The organism is Caballeronia sp. RCC_10, assembly GCF_041360715.1.
Classification (GTDB): Bacteria; Pseudomonadota; Gammaproteobacteria; order Burkholderiales; family Burkholderiaceae; genus Caballeronia; species Caballeronia grimmiae.
In genome coordinates this window covers 22,712-45,671 of record NZ_JBFUPT010000002.1, presented here as the reverse complement: position 1 = coordinate 45,671, position 22,960 = coordinate 22,712, and the positions used below count along the sequence as shown (strand labels likewise).

At 60.9% G+C, this 22,960-nt stretch carries 18 protein-coding genes and 1 pseudogene; 10 read left to right on the top strand and 9 right to left on the bottom strand.

The annotated features are described in order from the left end of the window. Nucleotides 1-171: 171 nt before the first annotated feature. Nucleotides 172-1,692: a transglycosylase SLT domain-containing protein gene (locus tag AB6804_RS04760; RefSeq protein ID WP_370885455.1), complete on the bottom strand. Its 1,521-nt coding sequence runs from the start codon at nucleotides 1,690-1,692 to the stop codon at nucleotides 172-174. 468 nt (nucleotides 1,693-2,160) lie between these two features. Between AB6804_RS04760 and AB6804_RS04755 the strand changes: the two genes are divergently transcribed. After that, on the top strand, nucleotides 2,161-3,732 hold the full coding sequence (locus tag AB6804_RS04755; protein ID WP_370885454.1) for a diguanylate cyclase: 1,572 nt from the start codon (nucleotides 2,161-2,163) through the stop codon (nucleotides 3,730-3,732). A gap of 26 nt (nucleotides 3,733-3,758) precedes the next feature. Here the strand turns inward: AB6804_RS04755 and AB6804_RS04750 are convergent, their stop codons facing one another. The 8 genes from AB6804_RS04750 to AB6804_RS04715 all read right to left on the bottom strand — a co-directional run bounded on the left by AB6804_RS04750 (nucleotide 3,759) and on the right by AB6804_RS04715 (nucleotide 13,121). Then, on the bottom strand, nucleotides 3,759-6,467 hold the full coding sequence (locus AB6804_RS04750; protein ID WP_370885453.1) for a PAS domain-containing protein: 2,709 nt from the start codon (nucleotides 6,465-6,467) through the stop codon (nucleotides 3,759-3,761). Nucleotides 6,468-6,656: 189 nt separating this feature from the next. Next, nucleotides 6,657-7,877, bottom strand: coding sequence for a glycosyl hydrolase (locus AB6804_RS04745; protein WP_370885452.1), 1,221 nt, complete (start codon nucleotides 7,875-7,877; stop codon nucleotides 6,657-6,659). A gap of 115 nt (nucleotides 7,878-7,992) precedes the next feature. Next, a complete protein-coding gene (locus AB6804_RS04740) occupies nucleotides 7,993-8,889 on the bottom strand; it encodes a helix-turn-helix domain-containing protein (protein WP_035967299.1) in 897 nt (298 codons plus the stop codon). A 136-nt stretch (nucleotides 8,890-9,025) separates the two neighbouring features. After that, complete coding sequence (locus AB6804_RS04735) at nucleotides 9,026-9,499, bottom strand: MaoC family dehydratase (protein ID WP_052005899.1); 474 nt, start codon at nucleotides 9,497-9,499, stop codon at nucleotides 9,026-9,028. Beyond that, the gene (locus AB6804_RS04730) at nucleotides 9,496-10,695 is read right to left on the bottom strand and encodes a CaiB/BaiF CoA transferase family protein (protein ID WP_370885451.1); all 1,200 of its coding nucleotides are present in this window, start codon (nucleotides 10,693-10,695) and stop codon (nucleotides 9,496-9,498) included. Before AB6804_RS04730 ends, AB6804_RS04735 begins: the two co-directional genes overlap by 4 nt. 23 nt (nucleotides 10,696-10,718) lie before the next feature. Beyond that, nucleotides 10,719-11,882: an acyl-CoA dehydrogenase family protein gene (locus tag AB6804_RS04725; RefSeq protein WP_370885450.1), complete on the bottom strand. Its 1,164-nt coding sequence runs from the start codon at nucleotides 11,880-11,882 to the stop codon at nucleotides 10,719-10,721. Then, on the bottom strand, nucleotides 11,879-12,691 hold the full coding sequence (locus tag AB6804_RS04720) for an enoyl-CoA hydratase/isomerase family protein (protein WP_370885449.1): 813 nt from the start codon (nucleotides 12,689-12,691) through the stop codon (nucleotides 11,879-11,881). The genes AB6804_RS04725 and AB6804_RS04720 overlap by 4 nt, the downstream gene beginning before the upstream one ends. 4 nt (nucleotides 12,692-12,695) lie before the next feature. Next, entirely contained in the window at nucleotides 12,696-13,121 is a 426-nt protein-coding gene (locus AB6804_RS04715; protein WP_035967296.1) for a MaoC family dehydratase, read from the bottom strand. A 309-nt stretch (nucleotides 13,122-13,430) separates the two neighbouring features. Between AB6804_RS04715 and AB6804_RS04710 the strand changes: the two genes are divergently transcribed. From AB6804_RS04710 to AB6804_RS04670, 9 genes and pseudogenes are all read left to right on the top strand, one after another. Next, entirely contained in the window at nucleotides 13,431-14,486 is a 1,056-nt protein-coding gene (locus tag AB6804_RS04710; RefSeq protein WP_370885448.1) for a TRAP transporter substrate-binding protein, read from the top strand. 50 nt (nucleotides 14,487-14,536) lie between these two features. Further along, the gene (locus tag AB6804_RS04705; RefSeq protein WP_244797050.1) at nucleotides 14,537-15,070 is read left to right on the top strand and encodes a TRAP transporter small permease; all 534 of its coding nucleotides are present in this window, start codon (nucleotides 14,537-14,539) and stop codon (nucleotides 15,068-15,070) included. Nucleotides 15,071-15,080: 10 nt separating this feature from the next. Next, nucleotides 15,081-16,352 (top strand): TRAP transporter large permease, encoded by a 1,272-nt coding sequence (locus AB6804_RS04700; RefSeq protein ID WP_370885447.1) that lies wholly within the window; start codon nucleotides 15,081-15,083, stop codon nucleotides 16,350-16,352. A 75-nt stretch (nucleotides 16,353-16,427) separates the two neighbouring features. Then, complete coding sequence (locus AB6804_RS04695; RefSeq protein WP_370885446.1) at nucleotides 16,428-16,787, top strand: hypothetical protein; 360 nt, start codon at nucleotides 16,428-16,430, stop codon at nucleotides 16,785-16,787. A 594-nt stretch (nucleotides 16,788-17,381) separates the two neighbouring features. Next, nucleotides 17,382-18,794, top strand: a complete 1,413-nt coding sequence (locus AB6804_RS04690; RefSeq protein ID WP_370885445.1) for an MFS transporter — start codon at nucleotides 17,382-17,384, stop codon at nucleotides 18,792-18,794. A 9-nt stretch (nucleotides 18,795-18,803) separates the two neighbouring features. Further along, on the top strand, nucleotides 18,804-19,349 hold the full coding sequence (locus AB6804_RS04685) for a GAF domain-containing protein (protein ID WP_370885444.1): 546 nt from the start codon (nucleotides 18,804-18,806) through the stop codon (nucleotides 19,347-19,349). A 141-nt stretch (nucleotides 19,350-19,490) separates the two neighbouring features. Next, a pseudogene (locus tag AB6804_RS04680) lies at nucleotides 19,491-20,632 on the top strand (branched-chain amino acid ABC transporter substrate-binding protein). Between the two features lie 57 nt (nucleotides 20,633-20,689). Further along, entirely contained in the window at nucleotides 20,690-21,964 is a 1,275-nt protein-coding gene (locus tag AB6804_RS04675; RefSeq protein ID WP_370885443.1) for an NAD(P)/FAD-dependent oxidoreductase, read from the top strand. 63 nt (nucleotides 21,965-22,027) lie between these two features. After that, nucleotides 22,028-22,930 (top strand): dihydrodipicolinate synthase family protein, encoded by a 903-nt coding sequence (locus AB6804_RS04670; protein WP_370885442.1) that lies wholly within the window; start codon nucleotides 22,028-22,030, stop codon nucleotides 22,928-22,930. The last annotated feature ends 30 nt before the right edge of the window (nucleotides 22,931-22,960 follow it).

Here is a 22,960-nt window from a genome sequence, read left to right as displayed (position 1 = left end):
ACAGCCAGCGGTCAAATGCGCGCATGAATCGTCTCCCGAGTCGTAACGATGATGCAAGAAGCCCGACGAGTCGGGACACATCGAAAGCCGATTGCGGACGCGGTCATGACGGTCGAATCGACACTCGCGTACTCGCGCGGTGCTGCGCCTCCTTGCTGATCCGCGGCTCCCTCAACGACCGCTCCGCTGAATTGCCTGCATTCGCCGCGCCTGTGCATCCTGAAGCAGACGGTACGAAGCATAGTATTTGAAGATGTTTCGTACATACGTGGTCGTCTCGATGCCGACCTTCTCCGCGACAACGATCTCCACGTTATTGAACCAGACGTCAGGATTCAAACCACGCTCGGCAGTGATTTTTCGCATCTTCGCGATGGTGCCGGGTCCGGCGTTATAGCTGGCGAAAGCAAACAGCGGCCTGTCGACGTCGGAAAAATGGGCGTCCTGGAAGTATCGGGTCATCAGATGATCAAGATACTTTGCGCCAGCATGAATATTCGACTGCGCTATCTTGATGTCACCGACGTTCAACTCTTTTCCAGTGGCCGGCATGAGTTGCATGATGCCGACCGCTCCGACGCGGCTCTTCGCGTTCTGGTTGAGTTGCGACTCCTGGAATCCTTGAGCCGCCAGCATCAAGGGATCGAAACCGTATTGCTGACCATATTGCTCGAAGAAAGCCACGGTTTGCTTGAATCGGTTCAGTTCGGCGCTTTCCGCGTTGTTATGAATCTGCTTGATGCCTTGCATGTACTGCTTCATGCGGACTTCCGCCACACTTTGCTTCTTTATGAAATTGTCGTAGAAGTTGCTGATAACCGCCTGCAGTTGCGGACTTTGTTTGCGAATCGCCCAGCCGATGTATCCGCCTTCACGCACTACGATGTTTTCGTGCACCTTCACCTGCGGCAACAGCTGCGCCCACATGCGAGCCTTCCAGTCGTCAACGACCAGAATCTGAAGCAGGCCGACATTCAGCATTTCCATCGCGTCCTCGTCCTCGAGAGCTTCCGGAAGCAGAAAGACTTGCATGAGCGGCTTGCCTGTCTGACGAAACCGGTTGTTCAGTGCGCTCAGGCTCTCGTAGTAGCTGCTTTGACGGCGGACGTGCACCGTTTTCCCGCTAAGGTCCTCCACCGTGGAGAGCGCGGGCGACTTCGGCCCTGTCAAGACCACTTCACGCGTCGGTTTGAGCCCGCGCGCCGTGACGAAGTCGACTTGCTTGAGGCGATCGTCTGTCACCGTCAGATTACCGGCCGCGATGTCGCCAATGCCGTCCGTGAGGCCGGTAAGCAACCTGTCGCGAGTGGTGGGAATCATTACTACAGTGATCGGGCGTTTGCCGAGGCGATCGGCGTACGTCTTGTTGATAAAGCGATCGAAGTCACGGACGAAATCGGCAGTCAGGCCGCGTTCGCGTCCGCGGTCATTGAAATACAGCGTGCGGCTGAAGGGGACTAGCACGCGAATCACGCGCCGGGCCATCATCGCGTCGAAATCGCCGCGCCATGACCTGTTGGTCAGATCTATCCGACGCGTCGCGCTGGCAGGAAGCGGGGCGGAAGCGGCCGCGGTAGCCGAAGCGGCATTCGATGGCGCGGAGGGCGGCTTGGGCGCGGCGCATACTGCCATCGCTGCAAGGACCGACAGTCCGAAGGAGCATGACAATAAGCACGTATGAACGAAACGCATGTTGGCATACCGTTGTTGTTAGCCTTGTCGCCTGGGGGCGGGCAGGCTCATTCAAGTTTTGGCGCCATCCGTAACTTGGGGACACTCAAGCGAGTCGCGCGCTCGATTGGACTCCCTTACAGCATAGCTGCGGATACAAGCGATTCAAGACGCGGGGGCGCTTTGCGGATGGGCGTTGGCTGCAGCGGTGCGGCAAACGAGCTTTACGTGGAAGCGGCAACCCACCAAAGATCCGCAGCGACATTTTCGAGCGGCTCGACAGTCTCACGAGCGGATCATCGACACGAGACGGCGCGCCCACGTTCGCAGCCCGCCGCGCACGTTGAATCGGCCTCTCCAGCATGGCTTCAATGAGCAAGCACAGCGACCCAGCCAGCCTTCAGAAACCCTCATTCATGCCGTAATCCGTAATGTTGCGGGGAACGTTCCGCCCGCTGGCCCTTTTCCCCTCTGCAAACGCCCCGCCCGATGCGACGTTTCGATATCAGTTTCCCGTCGCTTCCCTTAGGGCTCTTCGGCCGCCTGGTCGCCCGCAAGCCGATGCTCGCAGGCGCGACCGGCACGGCAATCAGCGCGTGCGTGCTCATCCTGACATTCACGGTCCTTGCGATGGGGCGACAACAGGAGCTGGACCGCGCTGCGGCCAGTTCGATGAACGTCGCCGTCACCTTGAGCCGCGAGATCGCGCGAAACGTCGAGCTATACGACCTTTCGCTCGAAGCAGTCGCCGAAGGTGCAGCAGACAGTCGCGTCCAGTCGCTTCCGAAAGACCTGCGGCATAGGGTCCTCTTCGATCGTTCAACGACGGCTCGATACGTGAGCGGCGTGTTCGTAATCGACCGTGAGGGAAATTTCAAAGAAGCCCGAGACGAAACTGCCGTGCACGCCAACGTCGCGGATCGCGATTACTTCGTCGCGCAGATCGCTCGCGGCCAGGAAGGCGTGTTCATATCGCGGCCGTACCAGTCACGAGCGCGCGGTGGCGCATCTTCTATCGCGCTCAGTCGCCGTATCACGCTGTCCGATGGCTCTTTCGGCGGTATCGCGTTGCTTGCCGTCAACACCGACTACTTTCAGTCCATGATGCAAGCCCTCGCGGTCGGTCCGCACGGCGCATCGTTGATCCTGCAAAAAGACGGTACTGTCGTTGCCCGGAACCCCCGGCTCAAAGCCGGTGAACCAAGCAGCGTCGCGCATTCGCCCACGTTCGGGCAAATGCTGGCGACCGAACAGGGCTTCTACATCGCGCGCTCGCCTGTCGATGGCCTGACTCGCCTATATTCATTCGCACAAGTGCCCGACACGAATCTCATCGCGGTCGTCGCGCCTTCGTATGACGACGTTCTATCGGGCTGGCGTCACCGGTCCACCATCATCGGGGCGTTAGCACTCGTCTTGAGCACCGCGTTCACTTACGTCGTGTGGGCGCTCGCTTTCGGACTGCGTTACCGGATAGCGCTGCAAGCGCATGTGACTCACGTCGCTCACACCGACGCGCTGACACAACTGTCGAACCGAGGTTCGCTCGAAACGTCGCTGCGACGCGTGTGGAACGAATGCAGCGCCTCCAACGTGCCCATGTCCCTGCTGTTCGTCGACGCAGACCGGTTCAAGGCCTACAACGACAAATTCGGCCACGCAGCCGGCGATGCGGCGCTACGACTGATCGCCGACTGTCTGAAGGCGCAAACGAGGTCGGGCATCGACGTCGTCGCGCGTTACGGCGGAGAAGAGTTCGTTATCGTGCTTCCCGGTGCGGGGCTTTCTGACGCGGTCCGAGTCGGCGAGAGCATACGTGCTTGCATCCAGAGCAGTTCGCAGGGAAGAGAGCAAAGCGGCGCGCATCCCGTGACGGTGAGCGTCGGATGCAGCGTGATCATGCCAAGTAACGGCGCAACGACGGCGACAGCCTTGCTCGCGGCCGATCGAGCCGTCTATGCAGCGAAACGGCGCGGTCGCAATCAGGTGAGCGCAGCGACAGCGGCCATGTACGAGCCGACGCCTCGTCAGGAGTCACTGGCCGGAACGGAAACTCACTGAGCGCAAGTGACGATGGCGATATCCCCTTAGATATCGTCTCTGGAGTCGCACGTTGCCAGCAGACTGAGCAACGCATCGATGTCGACTGGCTTGACGAAATGATGATCGAAGCCAGCTGCCTGGGCTTTTAGGCGGTCCTCCGCCTGTCCATAGCCTGTGATTGCAACGAGCACGGGAGACTTGTGTCCCTTGGCGCGCAAGTGCTTCGCGAGCTCATATCCGTTCATCCCGGGCAAGCCGATGTCCAGCAGCGCGACGTCAGCACCGAACGCCACGTATTGTTCCAGGGCTTCGTTGGGCCCGTAACAGGCGCGCGTCACATGGCCCTCTGACTGGCAAACCAGTGACAAGGAATCGGCCGCATCGCGGTTGTCATCGACGATCAGGATGCGGAGGCCGTTTCGCGCCGGACGCAAGGGCATCTGCCCGACGATAGTGGGAACGACATCGTCCGGTGAATTCAAGCGCGGAAACGACATGGTGACCGTTGTCCCGGATCCGGGCCCCTGGCTTTCGATACGAATCGAGCCTTCATGCATTTCGACCAGCTTGCGCACCAAAGACAGTCCAATGCCCAGTCCTCCTTTGGAACGATCGAGCGTGCGTTCGCCCTGCGAGAACAAATCGAAAATTCGCGGCAGTAAGTCGGCGGCAATGCCAGCGCCGGTATCTTCAACGACGATATGAACTTGCGCGGCGTCCGCCGACACGCGCACACGAATCTCGCCGCCAGCAGGCGTGTATTTGCATGCGTTGTGCAGGACGTTGATCACGATTTGCGCCATGCGCGTGGTGTCACCGCATACCCAGACGGTCTCCCTCGGAACATCGATGGTCATCGTCTGCTTATTCTCGTCGACCTGTTGAGCGACCGACTCCGCAGCGCCGTAGACGACCCCGCCTATCAGAAGCGGCTCGCGCTGAAGAACTATGCGGCCCTGCGTGATGCGCGACACTTCCAGCAGGTCGTCCACGAGCCGCGTCATGTGTGAAATCTGGCGTTCCATCGAAGCGATGAGCGGCTCAGGGTCGCCCGCCGATGCCCCGCGACGAAGCAGGCTCACCACGGTTCTCAGCGGTGCGAGCGGATTCCTGAGTTCATGCGCGAGCATCGCGAGGAACTCGTCTTTTCGCTTGTCAGCATCACGCAACGCGATTTCCATACGCTTGCGCTCGCTGACATCCGAGAGACTGGCGACGATGACGTCGGCGCGGCCGTCTTGTCCGCGCTGCATCACTGCACTGCCGTGCATCCAATGTTCTTCTCCGGACAGATGAATTCGCACTTCGAAATGAATCGCGTTTTTGCGGCTCGCCCGCAGTTGTCGAATACCGACCTCGAGCATGCCGCGGTCGTCGGTATGAACGCGGGCCATCGCTTCGTCATACGTGAGCGTGGTCGCTGTGGTCGAACCCGGATTCAAAGGCGCGCTCGTACTGGCGCCTTCAATGGAGAAGAGGTACTTCTCGAGATCCAGCGTGACGATGATGATGCTCGCCGCTTCCATCGCCACCGCGAGCCGGAGATTGCGCGCCTCACTGATCGCCTGGGCGTGCCGTTGTTCTGTCACATCGATGGTCGTACCAAACCATTCGTACAGTCCGCCGCGTTCGTCGCACAGGGGTACGGCTCTCGCGAGCATTATCCTGTACGCGCCGTCGGCTCTTCGCATGCGGAAGCTGGCGTCACGAACGCCTAGCTCACGCAGCGCCTCGCCCCATTTGGCACTCAGCTCGGCCTTGTCATCCGGATGCACGAGTTCCATCCATGCATGTCCAACCAGCCGCTCCGGCGGCAAACCGGTGAAAGCTTCCCAGTCTCCGTCGATGGGTTGCATCTCGCCATCGCGATTGGCCGACCACACGAGCGCCCCCGACGAGCGCGCCAATTCGCGGTAACGGCGCTCGCTTAGCGTAAGGCTCGCCGCCGCAGCACGAATCTCCGACACATCGGAGGTGATGCCGAACACGCGCTGTGCTCCGGTCTGGGCTTGCCGTGTAACGTGTGCCCGCATTCGCAGCCAGCGGACTGTCCCGCTGCACGGCGAGACAGGGAACTCGAGCTCAAAGGGGCCGCCTTTAGCGAGGGCGTCATCGATTGAGACGAGAAACCGCTGCCGGTCCTCCGGGGGCACCTTGTCCCAAAGCAAGCGAAGCGGCACCTTTACAGGGGCACCTTCGATGCCATACAGCCGGGCGAGAACGGGTGTTATCCAGGCGACTCCGGCTTCGAGGTCCCATTCCCATGCCCCGAGGTCCGCCGCCTCGAAAGCAGACAGAAGACGCGCCTCGTTCTCGGCTTGAACTTCGGCGGCATGCTTGCATTCGTGGACATCGACACCGATCACCGTGAACGCCGACGCGCGGTTCTCGACGCACTGCAGGCACAGCCGATGCCACATAGGTTCGCCGTCCAGTCGAAGCAGTCTCGCGTAGACGGCGTGCTCGGGGCAGGCCGGGCCGAGCGACGCGATGGCGTCGTCGAGTGCGGGAACATCGGCCGGGCAAACGAGTTGTCGCAGAAGCACGGCGTCGGTGTGAGCAGCGGGGCCGAAGAAACGCCGCGCGCCTTCGTTCTGGTGCGTCACAGCGCCGTCCTGGTCAACCGTCAGCAGCAGTACGGACAAAGAATCGACAGTGATGGCTTTACGCTGAACGTCCATATCCGATGGGCACCCGCTGTAGATCGCGTTATTTGAATGAAGCAAGGCTTCCTCAGCATAGCGCAATCCCAAGCAGGTTCGCGGGTCGGGTGGAGTCGTCGTCGGGTGAATGATCCGCAGAAACTATTCCGCTTGGAGCGAATACTTAAGAGCCGAAATGGATCACCAAGTGGTAGCTTAATCTCGAGCTTATCGAAAAGGCTTGAGCATAAAAAAAGCCGGCATCGTGCGATGCCGGCTTCGTTCAAAAAACCGAAGGCGTCAGGCAAGCGGAATACGCGCATCGTCGAGCGGGCGCAGCTTGCCCGGATGCACCGCGCGGCACAGCGCCTCGACGAAGAAGAAGTCGCCGAACATGGTCGCCCCGTCCACGCCGATATTGTGCGGCTTCGAATAGCACGAGTTGTGAAGCAGGCCATGCTGGCCTTCCTTCGTGAACTCATCGCGACACAGCGCTTCGAGCATCGCGGCGCCATGACGCTGCCACTTCGCGGCGGCTTGCGCATCGGGATGCAGACGCGCCATTTCGAAGAGCGCCGATGCGACCACCGCAGCCGCAGCCGTGTCCTTGATCTCGGCGTCGCGGCCTGTGGCGTCGAAGTCCCAAGGCGGCACCTGCCGGCCATCGAGGCGACGCATGTAGTAGTCGGCAAGCCGTTCCGCCAGATTCAGATACACGCGCTTGCCGGTCTCGCGCGCAGAGTTGACGTATCCGTAGATCGCCCACGCCTGGCCACGGCTCCACGCGGACTCGTCGAAAGCGCCCTGAAACGTGTAGCCGCGTTTGCGTGCGCCGCTTTCAACATCGTATTCGACGGCGTGATACGTCGAGTCGTCGGCGCGGACGAAGGCACGCGCGGTCATCTCGGCGTGGGCGTCGGCGGCTTGCCGGTAGCTGCCATCATCGGCATGATTCGCGGCCCAGTACAGCAGCGAGAGATTCGCCATCGTATCGATCGCGGATGCGCTGCGGCCACGTGGATCGGAGAGCGGTCCCCATGACGCGAGATACGCGCCGTCACGTGTTGTCACGAGCCTCGCGCGCAGCTTGTCGGCCGCTTCCAGCGCGATGCTCGCGAACCATTCGTCGCCCGTGATGTGATGGCCCGGTATCGCGCTGCTGTCGAAGATGAAGCCGATGTCGTGCGTGTTCGGATCCTGTGCGCGCTGCGCGACCAGCAGCATGCGGGCACGCGCCCATTCGAGGAATCGTGCCTCGCCGGTATGCACGTACGAGGTCAGCAAAAGCCCGACCCAGAAGCCGCAAAACCAGTTGCCGTGGCTCCAGGCGTCGCCGTCGTAGCCTGCCGAAAGCGAGGCAGGCAGTCGCACCCATTCGCCATCCGGACCCGTCACTTGCGGAAACTCCACGCCGAAGGTTAGTTCGTCGTTGGCCACCTTCCGTGCGGTCTTATCGAGCGTTTCGCTAAAAAGCCTGATCTGTTCTGCGTGCAGCGCCAGCGGATTCGTTGCGTTCGACACGTTGTCTCCTTGAGTTCGTCATGCGCAAGTCGATTCTAAGAACCGCTCATGCGACGGCGTTAGGATGAAACGCGTGAACTGTTGGACATTTCCGCGCTGAAGCGCCAGCGCCAAATCAGATATGCAGTTTCTCGAGGCTGCGCCGATAGTCGATCGGCGAGCGGCCCGTGTGTTTGCGAAAGCAGCGGCTGAAATAGGCCGGATCGTCGAAGGACAGCATCGCCGCAATCTCCGCGACATTTACTTCGGAGTGCAACAGTAATCGCTTCGCCTCGAGCATCACGCGCTCGCGGATGAGCTTCGGCGCGGTACTGCCGAGCGCCTGACGCGTTGCCTCGTTGAGCGCGCGCTCGGTGACGTTGAGCAGACGAGCGTAATCCGCCGCTTCGTTGACGGAGCGGAAATGCTTTTCGAGCAGGCTCTTGAAGCGGCGCGACAGCAGCACGCTGCGCGACGCAGCGGCGTCGCGCATGGCGGCGGCATCGCACATGCGCGCAACCTTGATGAGAAACACATGCAGCCAGGCCCAGATTGCATCGGTGTAGCCGACCTCTTCATTCCGGTACTCTTCGCGGATGCCGTCCATCACGCGCATCAGTTCGCGGACCTGAGCATCGCTCAGATGGAGGCAGGCGTCGAGCTGCTCGAAGTTGTAGGCGGGAACTTCGGTTTCGGTATGACGGTTCTGCACTCGAAACGCGAAGAACTCGGATGAAAAGCTGATCGAATAGCCGAGGGTGTCGGCGGACAGGTCCAGGTCGTGGATCTGTCCCGGCGTCATGAAATACAGCGTATGCGGGCGCACGTCATAGCGCACCGAATCGATAACGTGCGAGCCGCTTCCTTCGATTACCCACATCACGTGATAGAAGTCGTGGCGATGCGGATATACCAGCGTCGATTTCAGCGCCTCGATCGGTGCGAGATGGAAGTCCCGTGTCTTGACGTGCGCGCCGTATTCGTAGTCGTCGATCTTGATGACCGGGACGTGGCAGCAACATGCGGTATCCAACTGTCTCCTCCTCGTCGGTGGCGCTCTGTCGTGGCGCCTGCCAGCGGTCCGGCGATTCTCGGACCCATGTAGGAGTGTAGCCGTGCATGGGCCCTCGACGTTACTGGCATTTACACCGTTAATGCGCGGCGCAAACTCATGCGGCGAGATTGCGCGCCATCATCGCTTCGTCGAAACGCAGTTCCTTCAGCGCGGAAAGCCCGCTCAGCACGACGCGCCCAAGCTGATTTCGAACGGTCGTATCCATTACGAGGATGTGCTTGGCCGGCTTCTTTTCGACGACGCAAACGTTGATCGTGACCGTATCGCCGATATATACCGGCCCCAGGAAGCGCAATTCCTGTCCGACATACGCGAAGCCCGGCCCCGTCAGTTGCGTATGCGCCGCCGACACGAGCGCCGCGGTCAGCAGCCCATGCACGACGCGCCGGCCGAAAGGCGAGCATTCGGCGAATGCGTCTTCCATGTGCAGCGGGTTCAGGTCGCCCGAGAGATGCGCGAACGCGTTGACTTCAGCTTCGGAAATCGTGTGCACGATCACCTGCGTGCGGCCGATATCGACATCGTCGAAGCGCAGGAGCGCGGGCCAGTTGTTCGTTTGTGCGCTCACGCTTCTCTCCTCGATGTCAATGCGATGCCGCCTTCGACATAGGCGTCGATCTCTTGCGGCGTATAACCCAGTTCCGCGAGCACTTCGCGGGTATGTTGTCCCTGTTTCGGCGGATGGCGACGCAGACCCGGCGCTTCCCCGTCATAGCGCACCGGATGCGCGAGCACGCGCACGGGGCCGGCTTCCTCATGGTCGAACGACATGATCATCTGGTTGTGCGCGACTTGCGGATCATGCTCGACCTGCTCATAGTCGTTGACCGGCGCGAACCAGATGTCGTGTTCCTCGAAGGTGCGCATCCACTCTTCGGTTGTGCGCGTCTTGAGCGTGTCGTAGACAAGACGATTGATTTCGTCGCGGCGCATCACGTTGTCCTTCGGATGCGTGAACTCCGCAAGCGCCGGACACGACAATGCCCCCGCGAGCTTTTGCGTCGGCGTGAGCGACATCGCAATGTAGCCATCGCGCGTCTTGTACACACCGTAGGGCGCCGGATGAAAGCGGCTGCCAGTCGGCGGATGCGTGCGCGCCCACAGCGGCCCCTTGTTCATGTAGTAGGTGAACGGCTCGATCTGAAGATCGAGCGCAGCATTCAGCAGATTGCTTTCAATGCGCGCGCCTACGCCCGTGCGCTCGCGCGCCTGCAACGCAGCGACGACGCCGAACGCGGCGAGCGCGGCGGCGTGCTGATCGACGATTGCGGAGCCCACCGGCGTCGGCGGCGATTCGGCATCGCCGGAAAGCAGCGTCATGCCGCTCATCGCCTGCAACAGCAAGTCCTGGCCGGGGCGCCTCAAATATGGTCCGGACGATCCGTAACCGGTGCATGAGCAGTAGACGAGACGCGGATTGACTTCGTGCACCTGCGCATAACCGAAGCCCATCTTGTCCAGCACGCCGGGACGATAGCTCTCGACGATCACATCGGCTTCGCGAATCAGACGCCACACGATCTCGCGCGCCGCTTCTTCGCGCAGATCGAGCGAGATGCTGCGCTGATTGCGGTTGCCGAGCAGAAAGAAGACGCTCACGCCTTCGATAAACGCGTCCGCGCCGGTCCAGCTGCGTTCAAATGCGCCGCCCGGAGGTTCGATCTTGATGACGTCCGCACCGACATCGGCGAGCATCTGAACGGCGGCGGGGCCTTGCAAAAAGTGGGTGAAGCTCAGTACCTTGATGCCTTCCAGCATATCCATTCCCCCTCGGTTGCAGCGATCGTTCACGCCAGCAGCGTGCGCGCGATGATCATGCGTTGTATTTCCGATGTGCCTTCGACGATCTCCAGCACCTTCGCGTCGCCGAACGCGCGGGCGACTGCGAACTCGGCCATCACGCCGTAGCCGCCATGAATCTGCACCGCCTGATGCGCGGCCTTCATCGCGTGTTCGCTCGCGAATAGCTTGGCTTGCGACGCCGCTGCGTCGAAGGGCGCGCCCCCATCCTTGAGCGCGGCGGCGTCGTAGAGCATGAGGCGCGCGGCATGGGCATCGGTCGCCATGTCGGCGATCTTGAACTGAAGGCCCTGAAACTCTGCGATCGCGCGCCCGAACGCGCGGCGCTCCTTCATGTAGGCGATGGAACGATCCAGTGATCCCTGCAGAATCCCGAGCGCGAGCGCACCAATGAGAATGCGCCCCGTGCTGATCTGCGCGAGCGTCTGGCGCAATCCCGCGCCGCGTTCGCCGAGCAGGTGGTCCGCAGGAATCGCGCATCGCTCGAAGAACAGTTCGTGCGTGATCGACGCGCGCCAGCCGATCTTGCGCAGCTTGCGGCCCTTGCTGAAGCCAGGTAGGCCCTGCGGCACGATGAAGCTGGAGATCTCCTTGCGGCCGTCGGGCCGCGTGCCCGTCACCGCCGCGATCACCGTTGGCCCGCCGATTTCCGTGCCCGAGTTACTGATGAACGTCTTTGCGCCATCGATGATCCATCGGTCGCCATCGAACGTCGCGCGCGTGCCGATGTTCGCGGCGTCCGATCCGGCGTCGGGCTCGGACAGCCCGATGGAGCCGATCTGCGAGCCATCCAGAATAGGCCGCAGGAAGCGCTCCTTTTGCTCGGTGGTGCCGTAGTTGCTGAGCAGGCTCGCGACCGTCGAATTGGCCATCAGCGCATTGGCGACGGCGCAATCCACGCGCGCAAGTTCTTCCAGCACGATCACAAAGGAGAGCCAGTCGCCACCGCCGCCGCCGAATCGTTCGGAGTAGGGCAGGCCAGTGAAGCCCAGCTCGCACGCCTGTCGCCAGAGCGTGTACGGAAAGGCTTCCTGTTCCCAAAGCGTCTCCGATTGCGGTGCGATTTCCTTTTCCGCGAAGCGTCGGACGGCTTCGCGGATCATCGCGTGCTGTTCGCCAAGCCAGTGCGGTTGATTGATCGAGTTCGTCATGGCGTGACCGGTGCAGGTTGAATTTGAGCAGCGTGCCGCGCGCCTCTTCGCTCGATGAATTGCCTGAGACCGGCGCGCGCGCCTTCGCTCGCAAAGTTCACGGTGTAATGCGCGGCTTCGAAATCGAGCCCTGCGGACAGGGGTAATTCGTTTGCACGATTCAACGCGCGCTTGGCCATCTCGACCGCGAAGGGATCGTATGAAGCGAGTGTTTCTGCGAGCGACTGAACGGCATCGAACAAGGCTTCGGGCGCGGCGAATTCATGAATGAAGCCGAACGGCTCGCATTCCTGCGCGGAGAAGCGCCGGCCGCTCAGCACAAAGCGCTTTGCGCATGCGAGTCCCATCTTGGCGACGGCGAGTTGCGTGCCGCCCCAGCCGGGCATCGTGTTGAGCGTGATCTCCGGGAATGCGAAGCTCGCATTCGTCGACGCCACAATGAAATCGCATGCGAGCGCCAGTTCGAAGCCGCCGCCGAGCGCATAGCCGTTGACCATCGCGATGGTCGGCTTCGCACACTCGTGCAGCCGCAGCAGCGCGCGCTGCCCGGCCACCATGTCGCGATAGGCAGCGACGCCATCCATCGAGACGAGCCGTTCGATATCGTTGCCGGCCGCGAACGCCTTCGGGCCGCTGCCGGTGATCGCAATGACGCGCGTGGAATCGTCGGCAAGCGCGTGCTCGATGCCTTCGTCGAGCGAGGCCAGCATTTCGGGTGTGAATGCGTTGAGCTTGTCGGCGCGATTGAGCGTCAATAGACGCAACGGGCCGTGCTGAGTGACGACAACGGGTAGGGAAGATGTCTGCATGGCGTCACAGCACTTTCAAATAGGTGTTGCCCGACGCCACGACGACGCCATCCTGGCGTGTAACATCGGCGGTGAAGACGCACACGTTGCGTTCTTCGTCCTTCTCCGCGAGCGTCAGACGCGCAGTCACCGTATCGCCGATAAACACCGGCGCATTGAACGTGATGTCGTAGCGATACGAGACGGCGCCCGGACTCGGCGCCTTCTGCGCCATATAGCCCATGACCGTGGACAGGAAGCCGACCGACAAGCAGCCTTGCGCAATGCGCTTCTCGAAGCGCGTGCCTTTCGCGTATTCCTCGTTGAGATGCACGGCGTAAAAGTCGCCGACGATGCCGGCGAAACCATAGATGTCGTATTCGGATACGGTCTTGGCGAAGTCGGCGGTGTCGCCGATTGCATAGCAATCCATATGAGGACGTTTGGCCATGTCGTGAATTGTCGTGGTGAGTTGAGTCGATACGGCGGGATGCGTTCTCACACCGGGCCGTCAGCGTGAAGTCACTTTAAAGAGAGGCCCCATTCAACGGGTAGGACGGTTCGCGCGATCTTTTGGACTTTTTTGCAGCGCGTCGCGAGACGCGCATTCGTGCCGTTAAAAAGTCCAAGAAATCCGAAGCGCGGTCCTAACGCACCTTTCACGCGATCACAAATACTGGCGTCAACCCGCTGGCCTGCAATTGGAAATGTCCAGACGAGCCATGCGCGGGCCGGTGTCCATATCGAGCAAGGAGACAATATGAGTTCGCTTTCCAAAGCGCAGAGCATGCTGCGCGTGGCGATGAGCATGCTGCGCGTGGCGATGAGCGCGGCGCTCGCCGTGATGTCCATCAGCGCGTCGTCCGGCGTGATGGCGCAAGACAAGGTCGTGATGAAGCTCGGCCACACGCTGGCTCCCGATAACCACTATCAGCTCACCGCGCAGGTGTTCGCCAAGGAAGTGGCGGCGCGAACGCATGGCCATGTCGAGATTCAGCTCTTCCCGCAATCGCAGCTCGGCGGCGAAGTGCAGATGGCGCAGGCATTGCGCACGGGCACGCAGGAACTGATGATTTCGGCGCAGGCGCCCATCGACAATACGATCAAGCAGTGGCAGATCTTCGACATGCCGTATCTGTTCTCCAGCATGGACCAGGCGAATGGCGTGCTGCAAGGTCCGGTAGGCCGCAAGTATCTCGACATGATGAAGCCCGTGAACATGATCGGCCTCACGTGGCTCGCAGTGGGCGAACGCAACCTGTTCACGACCAAGCGCCCCGTGACTTCCCTCGCGGACATGAAGGACCTCAAGGTGCGTGTGATGCAAAGCCCCGGCTATATCGCGGGCTACAAGGCGCTAGGCGCGAATCCGACGCCGCTCGCGTACAACCAGTTGTTTCTCGCGCTCTCGCAAGGTCTCGTGGATGGCGCGGACACGTCGCCGGAACAGTTCGTTCAGGACAAGTTCTCCGATGTCGCCAAGCATTTCTACGTGACGCACGTGAACTACCTGCCGGTCGTGCTGGCGATGAGCAAGGCGTCGTGGGACAAGCTCTCGCCTGCTGATCAGAAGGCGTTTCAGGAGTCCGCGAAGATTGCAGCGGACTACGACCTGAAGGAATACAAGCATGAGTACGACGCTGCCATCACCGCGATGAAATCGAAGGGCATCCAGGTGACGATGGTCGATACCGCGCCGTGGGAGCAAGCCACCAAAGCCGCGCGCGACGAACTGATCGCGAAGATTCCCGACGGCCCGGCGCTTTATCAGGAGATCAACGCGGCCAAGCAAGCGTCGGCGGTGGCATCCAAATGACGGATGCGAACGACGGCCGTGGCTCCCACCTGGCATCGGAGATGACACGCATGGAAAAGCTCGCGCGCGGCTTGATGTTGGTCGACGACATCGTGCTGAAGATCAATCTGTTCATCTGTAGTTGCCTGCTGCTCGGGGCGGTGATCGTGGCCGGTCTCGGCGTGATCTTCCGCTTCGTACTGCACGATTCTCTGTCGTGGTCCGATGAAGTCTCCGCCTATCTGTTCGTGTGGCTCACGTGCCTGGGCGCGGCAGCCGGCGTGAAGCTGCGCGCGCATCCGGAAGTGCGCGTGCTGGCCGATCGCGTGCCCGCTGCGTTCGCGCCGTTGCTCAAAGACTTTACCGACTGCGCGATTCTTGCGCTCGGCGCGGTGTTCGTGCTGTACGGCGCGGACATGCTCGCGCTGATGGGCACCGAGACGGCCGCATCGATTCCCATCTCGATGGTCTATCCGTATCTATCGATTCCCGTGTGCGGCGCGCTGCTCGCGTTTCACTCGCTGGTGCGCATCGTCGTATCGCATCTCGCACCGCAGGCACAGAGCAACGCCACGCTGGTCGAGGGCGTATCCGAACATCTCTAGGATAAATATCATGTGGGCAATCGCTTTTGGCGCAGGACTGCTCGGGCTGGGCGTGCCCGTTGCGATCTGCATCGGCATCGCAGCCACGCTCGCGCTGTCGCTGAACGGCACGCCGCTGCTGGTGATTCCTCAGCAGCTCTTCTCGAATCTGAACAACGTCGGCTTGCTCGCCATTCCGTTCTTCATGCTGACGGGCGCGATCATGGATTCGGGCGGCGTATCGAAGCGCATCATCGAGTTCTCGCAGTCGCTGGTCGGGTTCATGCGCGGCGGCATCGGTCAGGTGACGATCGTCGCGAGCATGTTCTTCGCGGACCTGTCCGGCTCGGCCACGGCCGATACCGCCGCGATCGGCTCGGTGATGATTCCGGGCATGGTGAAGAAGGGATACAACCGCGCCTTCGCGGTGGCGCTGCAATCGGCGGCGGGGTCGCTCGGGCTGCTATCGCCCGTGTCGATGAGCATGCTCGTGTATGCGTACACGGCGAACGTTTCGGTCGGCACGATGTTCATCGCCGGCATCATTCCGATGCTGCTGGTGGTCGCATCGTTCATGATCGTCAACTACGTGACCGCAGTCAGGCACGACTACAGCGCAGTCGAGCCGTTCGATGGGCGCAAGCTGTGGACCACGTTCCGCGAGGCGTTCTGGGCGTTGCTCACGCCGATCATCATCCTGGGCGGCATTCTCGGCGGCATATTTACGCCGGTGGAAGCGGGCGTGGTTGCGGCGGTCTATGTGACGCTGGTGAGCGCGTTCATCTTCCGGACGCTTAAGCTCTCGCATTTCAAGGATATTCTGGTCCGCACTGCGGTGAACACGACGCGCGTGTCCTTCCTGCTTGGGCTCGCATTCGTGCTCGGCCGTTATCTGATCGAAGCGCAGATTCCGCTTCACGTGGCGAACAGTTTTCTCGCCGTCACGACGAGCGCCATCGTGCTGCTGATCCTGATCAACCTGTTCTTGATCGTCGCGCACACCGTGCTCGAAACCATCTCGAGCATCGCGGTGGTCATTCCCGTGTTTCTGCCGCTGGTCGTGCAGATGCATATCGACCCGGTCGTGTTTGGCGTAATCGTGCTGATCAACTCGGCGATCGGCATCAACCTGCCGCCGATCGGCTTCTGTCTGTTCACGGCGGCGTCGATTGGCGGGGTATCGGTGGAGAAGGCGACACGCGCAATCATGCCATTCATCCTCGCGCTGGTGATCGACCTGCTGCTGATCATCTTCTTCCCGCATATTCCGCAGTTTCTGCCGCATTTGCTGGGGGCGAAGTGAGGGGATAACGCAATGGCAACGCGCGGGCCAGGCGCTGGTTTTTGCTGGCTCGCGGGCTTCCGGCTTTAACGTGCGATGGCCGAGTGCGAGGCCCATCTCATACGCTTGCGACGGCTGAAGGTTCAGCCGTCGCATTTTTTTGTTGCTAAGCCCACGCGTGGACAACGGATGGGGCGATTACCGCTCAGCAATTTCATCAAGTACCTGTCGCCGATATTCGGCGGCTTCCGGGTCTCGGCACTGTTCAGCCACGGAGGCGTCGCCGGTGATTTCTCGAACGGCAAGACAGAATCGGTCGCACTAAGCTACGCGAACGGTTCGTTCAGCGCTGTCGCGCTGTTCTCTCGTATCAACAATCCTGCCACCTCGCTTTACGACGCAACCGCCCAACCCGGTCGCTGGAGGCACGTTCAACAACCCAATCAGCAACCCTAGCTTTAGCGGCTGCGTTTCGGCGCACACGCTGCAAGTTGCAGGCGCGGGCGTCAACTACCGGTTCGGCTCAGCGTTCGTCGACTTCACCTACACGCACACGCACACGCGCCTGCAGCGTAGTAAGGACATCATCGACTCCGTTTTCGGGAACCGCGGCCTTCAACAACTCCGAGGCGCTCGCGACCTATAACGTCAGCCCGTTGCTGCTGCTCGGCGCGGCCTATGACTATACGAAGGCCGAATCAGCGAAGTATTTGCAATTGAACGTCGGCACGCAGTACACCTGTCTAAGCGCACGCTCCTTTGCGCCACTACGCCATGGGAACGCGCCCTGGGTGCGGATTCCACCGCCAAGCCGGCTGTCGCTGCGCTGTCGTTCCTTACGCCATCGTCGACTGGGAATCAGGCAGCCGTCCGCGCCGGTATCCGGCACTCGTTCTAAGCCACGTCCCCAACATTGCATAGCAGACTGCGCCACCATGCGCGTTGCCTGAGAAAGCCGTCGGCGCAAACTCGCACTTGACTCTGGATTTTGGATACAGGATATTGTTGGCATGCGCCGGCGTCCTTCGCGGCACCCCTCGGGAGTTTCGTATGTCTCCAATTGCAGCGCGGCTCGAGCGTCTCCCGTTCAGCCGCTTTCACTTCAAGCTACTCATCATGGGTGGCCTGGGTTTCATGTTCGAGGCCATCGACGCCGCGATCATCGCCTTCATTCTTCCTGTCGTCCGGACGAAGTGGCATCTGACGAGCTTCGAAACCGGCATCCTTGGAAGCAGCACTTATGTGGGCTTTCTTGTCGGTGCACTGTTCGCAGGCTTGCTGGGCGACCGATTCGGCCGGCGCGTCGTGATGATGTGGGCCCTGACGTTCTTCTGCGTCATGACCTTCGCCAACGCCTTCGTGAATGACTGGCATACCTTCGCGGCGCTGCGGGCGATCGCGGGCATCGGCATGGGCGCGGAAGGCGCGATCATCGCTCCGTTTCTCGTCGAATTCGTGAGCAATCGCTATCGCGGCGCATTTACCGGCGCGCTGGCTGGTTTTTTCTCTTTCGGTTTCGTCGCAGCGGCCTTGATCGGTTACTTCGTGATTCCTCTAGGACCGGAAGGATGGCGTTATGCCCTGGTCCTCGTGTCGCTACCTGTCATCGTGCTTTTGTGGTGGCGTCGCTCGCTGCATGAATCACCGCGTTGGCTCGAAATTCGCGGGCGGCACGCTGAAGCAGAAGCGGTCGTAGCGGACATCGAGCGGCAAGTCGAAAGCACGGGCGTCAAGCTCGCGCCGGTTGCGTCGGTCAGCGGCAATGTGGCTGCGACCTACGAACACACGGGCTCGTTCTTCGGCAACCTGAAGCTGCTCTGGAAACCGCCGATGGCGAAGACGACGCTGATGAGCTGGTGTCTGTGGTTGTCGGTCACGTTCTGCTCGTATGCGTTCTTCGTGTGGATTCCGGGCCTGCTCATGCAGCGCGGCATGACCATTACGAAGAGCTTCTCGGTGTCCATCCTTATTTATCTGGCGCAGATTCCGGGTTATTACTCGTCGGCATATTTCTGCGAGAAGCTCGGGCGCAAGGCAACCATCGTCACCTATATGGGACTCGCGTGCTTCGCCGGTATCTGGCTCGCGAACGCGGGTAGCGATACATCGGTTGTCATGGCGTCCATCTTCATGTCGTTTTCGATGAATGGCGTCAACGCAGGTGAATATGCCTATACCCCGGAAGTGTTTCCGACGCACCTCCGTGCAACCGGCATGGGTACGGCTTCGGCATTCGGTCGAATCGGGGCAATCTGTTCGCCGATGCTCGTCGGGTACGTCTATCCGATTTGGGGCTTTGCAGGCGTATTCGGCATGACGACCGCCATTCTCATGCTCGGGGCGCTTGCGGTCATCTTCCTCGGCGTGTCGACGAGCGGCAAGACGCTCGAAGAAATCACGGCTGAAGAGTACGGCGACGGTAGCTCCGGTGCGACTGCCGCCAATCTGAAAACGGCAAAGTAAGGAGAACGTATGAAGCCAGAGCAGGGATTGGTGGAACTGTCAGCGATCAAGCGCGTTGCTGGGACACTGCAGGCGGGCCGCTCGAATCAGGCGTTCTGGAGCGAACTCGATTGGTCTCTGACTGAAATATTCGGTCAAAGACTCTTCACGGTGCTGGCCTACGACGCTGATTCGAGTCGGCTCTGCCGGCTGTACACCAACCGGCTCGACACCAATCCAATAGGCGGCATCAAGCGAGTGACTCAGAGCCGTTGGACGCAGCAGGTTCTTCAACGCGGCGAGATTCTGATTGGCTCGACGCGCGAGGACATCAAATCGGTGTTCTCGGAGTATGAGGTTTTATGGTCGATCGGCTGCGAGAGCGTGTTGAACATTCCCGTGCGCAGGCGGGGCGTGACGGTAGGGACGCTCAATCTCCTCGATGCCGCCGGCAAGTACGATCACGCCGACCAGGAACTCGCGCTGGTCTTTGGGCAACTCGCAGCTTCGACGCTCGAAGAAGAAGCGGCACGTCTGCGCGGCATGCCGGACCCCGAATTCATGGAGCAAGTGTGATGAGGGTAGGTGCTCTGCGTAGAAAAGTGGATTGACAGACCCGCGGACGGGCGGCAAGATGAACGGCATAGATGGATACTGGATCCAAAAAACGAACTACCCGTCCGGATGCGGTATTCCTTTGATAGTGAGGAGACTGGTATGAGAGTTCGCAAGACTGCAATCGCGGCCGCATCGAGTGCAATGGTTCTGTCGTTCGGTGCGCATGCTGCCGAAGCGCAGTCCGTCAAGCTGGGGCTCGCGGCTCCGATGACAGGCGCGCAGGCACAGTACGGCAAGGACTTCGCGTCCGGCGTGCAACTCGCCATCGACGATTTCAACGCGACCAGGCCAAAGATAGACGGCAAGGAAACCAAGTTCGTGCTCGAGTCGCTGGACGATCAGGCGGACCCGAAGACGGGCACGTCGTTGCGCAGAAGCTCGTCGACGATGGCATCAAGGGCATGCTCGGTCACTTCAATTCGGGCGTGACCATCCCGGCCTCGGCGATCTACTCGCGCGCTGGCATCCCGCAAGTCTCGACCGCGACCGCTCCCGCGTACACGCGCCAGGGCTTCAAGACGACGTTCCGGATGATGACGTCCGATACGCAGCAGGGCAGCGTCATGGGCAAGTACGTGGTGGAGTCGCTGCATGCAAAGCGCATCGCGATCATCGACGACCGCACCGCCTATGGCCAGGGTCTCGCCGAGCAGTTCGAGACGGCGGTGAAGGCAGCGGGCGGCAATATCGTCGACCATCAGTTCACGTCCGACAAGGCGGTCGACTTCCGCGCCATCCTGACGGGCATCAAGTCGAAGAACCCCGACTTCATCTACTACGCGGGAGCCGATGCGCAGTCGGCGCCGATGATCAAGCAGGCGCGTGGCCTCGCGATCAAGTCGACATTCGCTTCGGGAGAGATGTCGAAGACCGAGGACTTCATCAAGATCGCCGGCCCCGCAGCGGACGGCGCGATCGTGTCGCTCGCGGGCCTGCCGCTCGACAAGATGCCCGGCGGCGCAGGATTCACTCAGCGCTACAAGGCGAAGTTCGGCTCCGAGCCGACGACCTACGCGCCGTACACCTACGACGGCGCAATGGCGATGATGCAGGCAATGCAGAAGGCCAACTCGTCGGACCCGTCGGTGTATCTGCCCGTGCTCGCCAAAACCGACATGAAGGGCGTGACGAGCGACCACTTCGCCTATGACCAGTATGGCGACCTGCGCGACGCAATCATCACCGTCTACAAGTGCGAGAACGGGCAGTGGAAGCCCCAGACGGTGCTCGGCTCGAAGTAAGCACGGCAACGCCGGGCGGCGATCACGCTGCCTGGCCGGGCAATCTCAACTCACGAAATGACTCAGCAAGCTCAAAACTCGCAGAAGATCTCCGACGTGGTCGTAATCGGAAGCGGAATTGTCGGCCTGTCCTGTGCATGGTCGGCGCTGCGCGATGGCGCTACCGTCACGCTCGTGGACCGCGACTTCGAAGGTGACCGCACGTCGCACGGGAACGCAGGCGGCATCGCGGTGACGGAAAGCACGCCGATCGCAGTGAGCGGGATGTACACGAAGGCGTTGAAGTGGCTCTTCGACCCCTTGGGCCCGTTGTCCCTCGACTGGAAGCACCTGCCGTCGGCGTTGCCGTGGTTCATGGCGTTTCAGCGTTGCGCGAACAAGGACCGCTTCCGGGCCATCTCGTTGGCGCTGGCGCAACTGAACAATCGCGTGTACGACGACATCGTGCCCATGTTCGAAGACATCGGAGCGATGGACAGCTTCTACCGTCGCGGTGCGATGACTGTCTATGAAACCGACGAGGCCTTCGCCGCGGACCAGCACGAGTGGCAATTCAAGCGTGAACTGGGCGTGCGCTGGCATGCCATGTCGGAGGCAGAAATTCGCGAATGCGAACCGTCGCTTGCACCGGTTTTCCGGCGCGGCGTGTTTCTCGAAGACTGGTCGCACATCGGTGATCCGAAGCGGCTCGTGACGCTGTTGCGTGACCGCGTTCGATCACTCGGCGCCAGCTTCGTCACGGGCACGGTGAAGAACCTCGACGTGTCGGATTCGCTTGCCCCTGCCGCAGTCACCGAAGTGGGAGAGCGCATCAACGGACGTCGAATCGTAGTCGCAACGGGTGCGTGGTCCGCTGCACTGGCGGAGTCCATCGGCGACCGCGTGCTGCTGGACAGCGAGCGGGGCTATAACACGACGTTGCCCGCGCACGGAATCAGCCTGTCGCGTGAAGTGATTTTTGCGGAACGCAAGTTTGTCGCCACTCCGCTCGACATCGGCATCCGCATTGGCGGAGCTGCCGAGTTCGCAGGACTGAAAGCGCCGCCGAACTACAAGCGCAGCGATGCGCTGCTGGAACTCGGCAAGCGCTTCCTGCCCGGCATCAACGACGCAGGCGCGGTCAAGTGGATGGGTCATCGGCCAGCCACGCCCGATTCACTTCCGGTGATCGGCCGTTCACCGCACGCGTCGTCAGTGATTTACGCGTTTGGTCACGGTCACCTTGGTCTCACGCAATCGGCAACCACGGGTGCGCTCGTCGCGGATCTGCTTGCCAACCGAACACCCGGAATCAACCTAGAGCCTTACTCGATTAGTCGCTTTCGGCATTAACGGGGTCCCCGCGACCTCTATTTATCAGCGGGAATCCCGCACTACTTAATTAAGAGGTGTGTCATGGCAGTGAACTGGAAAGGCGTTTTCCCCGCAGTGACGACGAAGCTGAAAGACGATGGCTCGCTCGATCACGAAGCAATCAAGGCAGGTTTGAATCGCCTCGTTGAAAACGGCGTGAGCGGCGTCGTCATGATGGGCATGGTCGGCGAAAACGCGCAACTCACGCCCGAAGAAAAGCGAACCGTCCTGAAAATTGCCATCGAAACCATTAACGGTCGTGTGCCGGTGATCTCCGGTCTGGCGGAAACGAACACGGCGGCCGCAGAGCAGTACGCGAAAGACGCCGAAGCGCTCGGCGTGCAAGGCCTGATGGTGTTTCCTGGGCTCACGTACAAGTCGGAGAACCGTGAAACTATCGCGTTCTACAAGACCATTGCGAAGGCTTCGAAGCTCGAAATCCTGCTGTACAACAACCCGCGCGGCTATGGCGTCGACCTTACCCCTGATGTCGTCGCCGAACTGCTCGAAGAGCCGACCATCACGGCCATCAAGGAAGAGTCGTACGACACGACGCGCGTGACGGACCTGCTCAGCCGATTCGAGGGCCGCCTGAACGTGGTGTGCGGCGTGGATGACCTCGTGCTCGAGTCCGTTGCGCTCGGTGCCAAGTGCTGGGTGTCCGGCATGGCGAACGCGGTTCCGAAGGAATCGGTCGAGCTTATCGACCTGGCGGTGGCCGGCAACTACGAGCAAGCGCGCAAGCTGTATCGCGTATTGATTGACCTGTTCCATCTCGACACGCACGTCAAGCTGGTGCAGTACATCAAGCTGGCCGAGAACATTACCGCCGGCTATTCCGAGAACGTGAAGGCTCCGCGTCTGAAGCTCGAAGGTGACGAACGTCAGAAGGTCGTCGCTATCGTTGAAAAGACGATGGCCGACTTGCGCTCGCTTTCGAAGTAATGTTCAAGCCTGGCGATCTGCTTTGCATTG

Bases quoted from the DNA above. Each gene is read 5' to 3' on its own strand.
- AB6804_RS04760 (WP_370885455.1), bottom strand. From the start codon at position 1,692: ATGCGTTTCGTTCATACGTGCTTATTGTCATGCTCCTTCGGACTGTCG.
- AB6804_RS04755 (WP_370885454.1), top strand. From the start codon at position 2,161: ATGCGACGTTTCGATATCAGTTTCCCGTCGCTTCCCTTAGGGCTCTTC.
- AB6804_RS04730 (WP_370885451.1), bottom strand. From the start codon at position 10,695: ATGGATATGCTGGAAGGCATCAAGGTACTGAGCTTCACCCACTTTTTG.
- AB6804_RS04725 (WP_370885450.1), bottom strand. From the start codon at position 11,882: ATGACGAACTCGATCAATCAACCGCACTGGCTTGGCGAACAGCACGCG.
- AB6804_RS04720 (WP_370885449.1), bottom strand. From the start codon at position 12,691: ATGCAGACATCTTCCCTACCCGTTGTCGTCACTCAGCACGGCCCGTTG.
- AB6804_RS04715 (WP_035967296.1), bottom strand. From the start codon at position 13,121: ATGGCCAAACGTCCTCATATGGATTGCTATGCAATCGGCGACACCGCC.
- AB6804_RS04710 (WP_370885448.1), top strand. From the start codon at position 13,431: ATGAGTTCGCTTTCCAAAGCGCAGAGCATGCTGCGCGTGGCGATGAGC.
- AB6804_RS04705 (WP_244797050.1), top strand. From the start codon at position 14,537: ATGGAAAAGCTCGCGCGCGGCTTGATGTTGGTCGACGACATCGTGCTG.
- AB6804_RS04700 (WP_370885447.1), top strand. From the start codon at position 15,081: ATGTGGGCAATCGCTTTTGGCGCAGGACTGCTCGGGCTGGGCGTGCCC.
- AB6804_RS04695 (WP_370885446.1), top strand. From the start codon at position 16,428: ATGGCCGAGTGCGAGGCCCATCTCATACGCTTGCGACGGCTGAAGGTT.
- AB6804_RS04690 (WP_370885445.1), top strand. From the start codon at position 17,382: ATGTCTCCAATTGCAGCGCGGCTCGAGCGTCTCCCGTTCAGCCGCTTT.
- AB6804_RS04685 (WP_370885444.1), top strand. From the start codon at position 18,804: ATGAAGCCAGAGCAGGGATTGGTGGAACTGTCAGCGATCAAGCGCGTT.
- AB6804_RS04675 (WP_370885443.1), top strand. From the start codon at position 20,690: ATGACTCAGCAAGCTCAAAACTCGCAGAAGATCTCCGACGTGGTCGTA.
- AB6804_RS04670 (WP_370885442.1), top strand. From the start codon at position 22,028: ATGGCAGTGAACTGGAAAGGCGTTTTCCCCGCAGTGACGACGAAGCTG.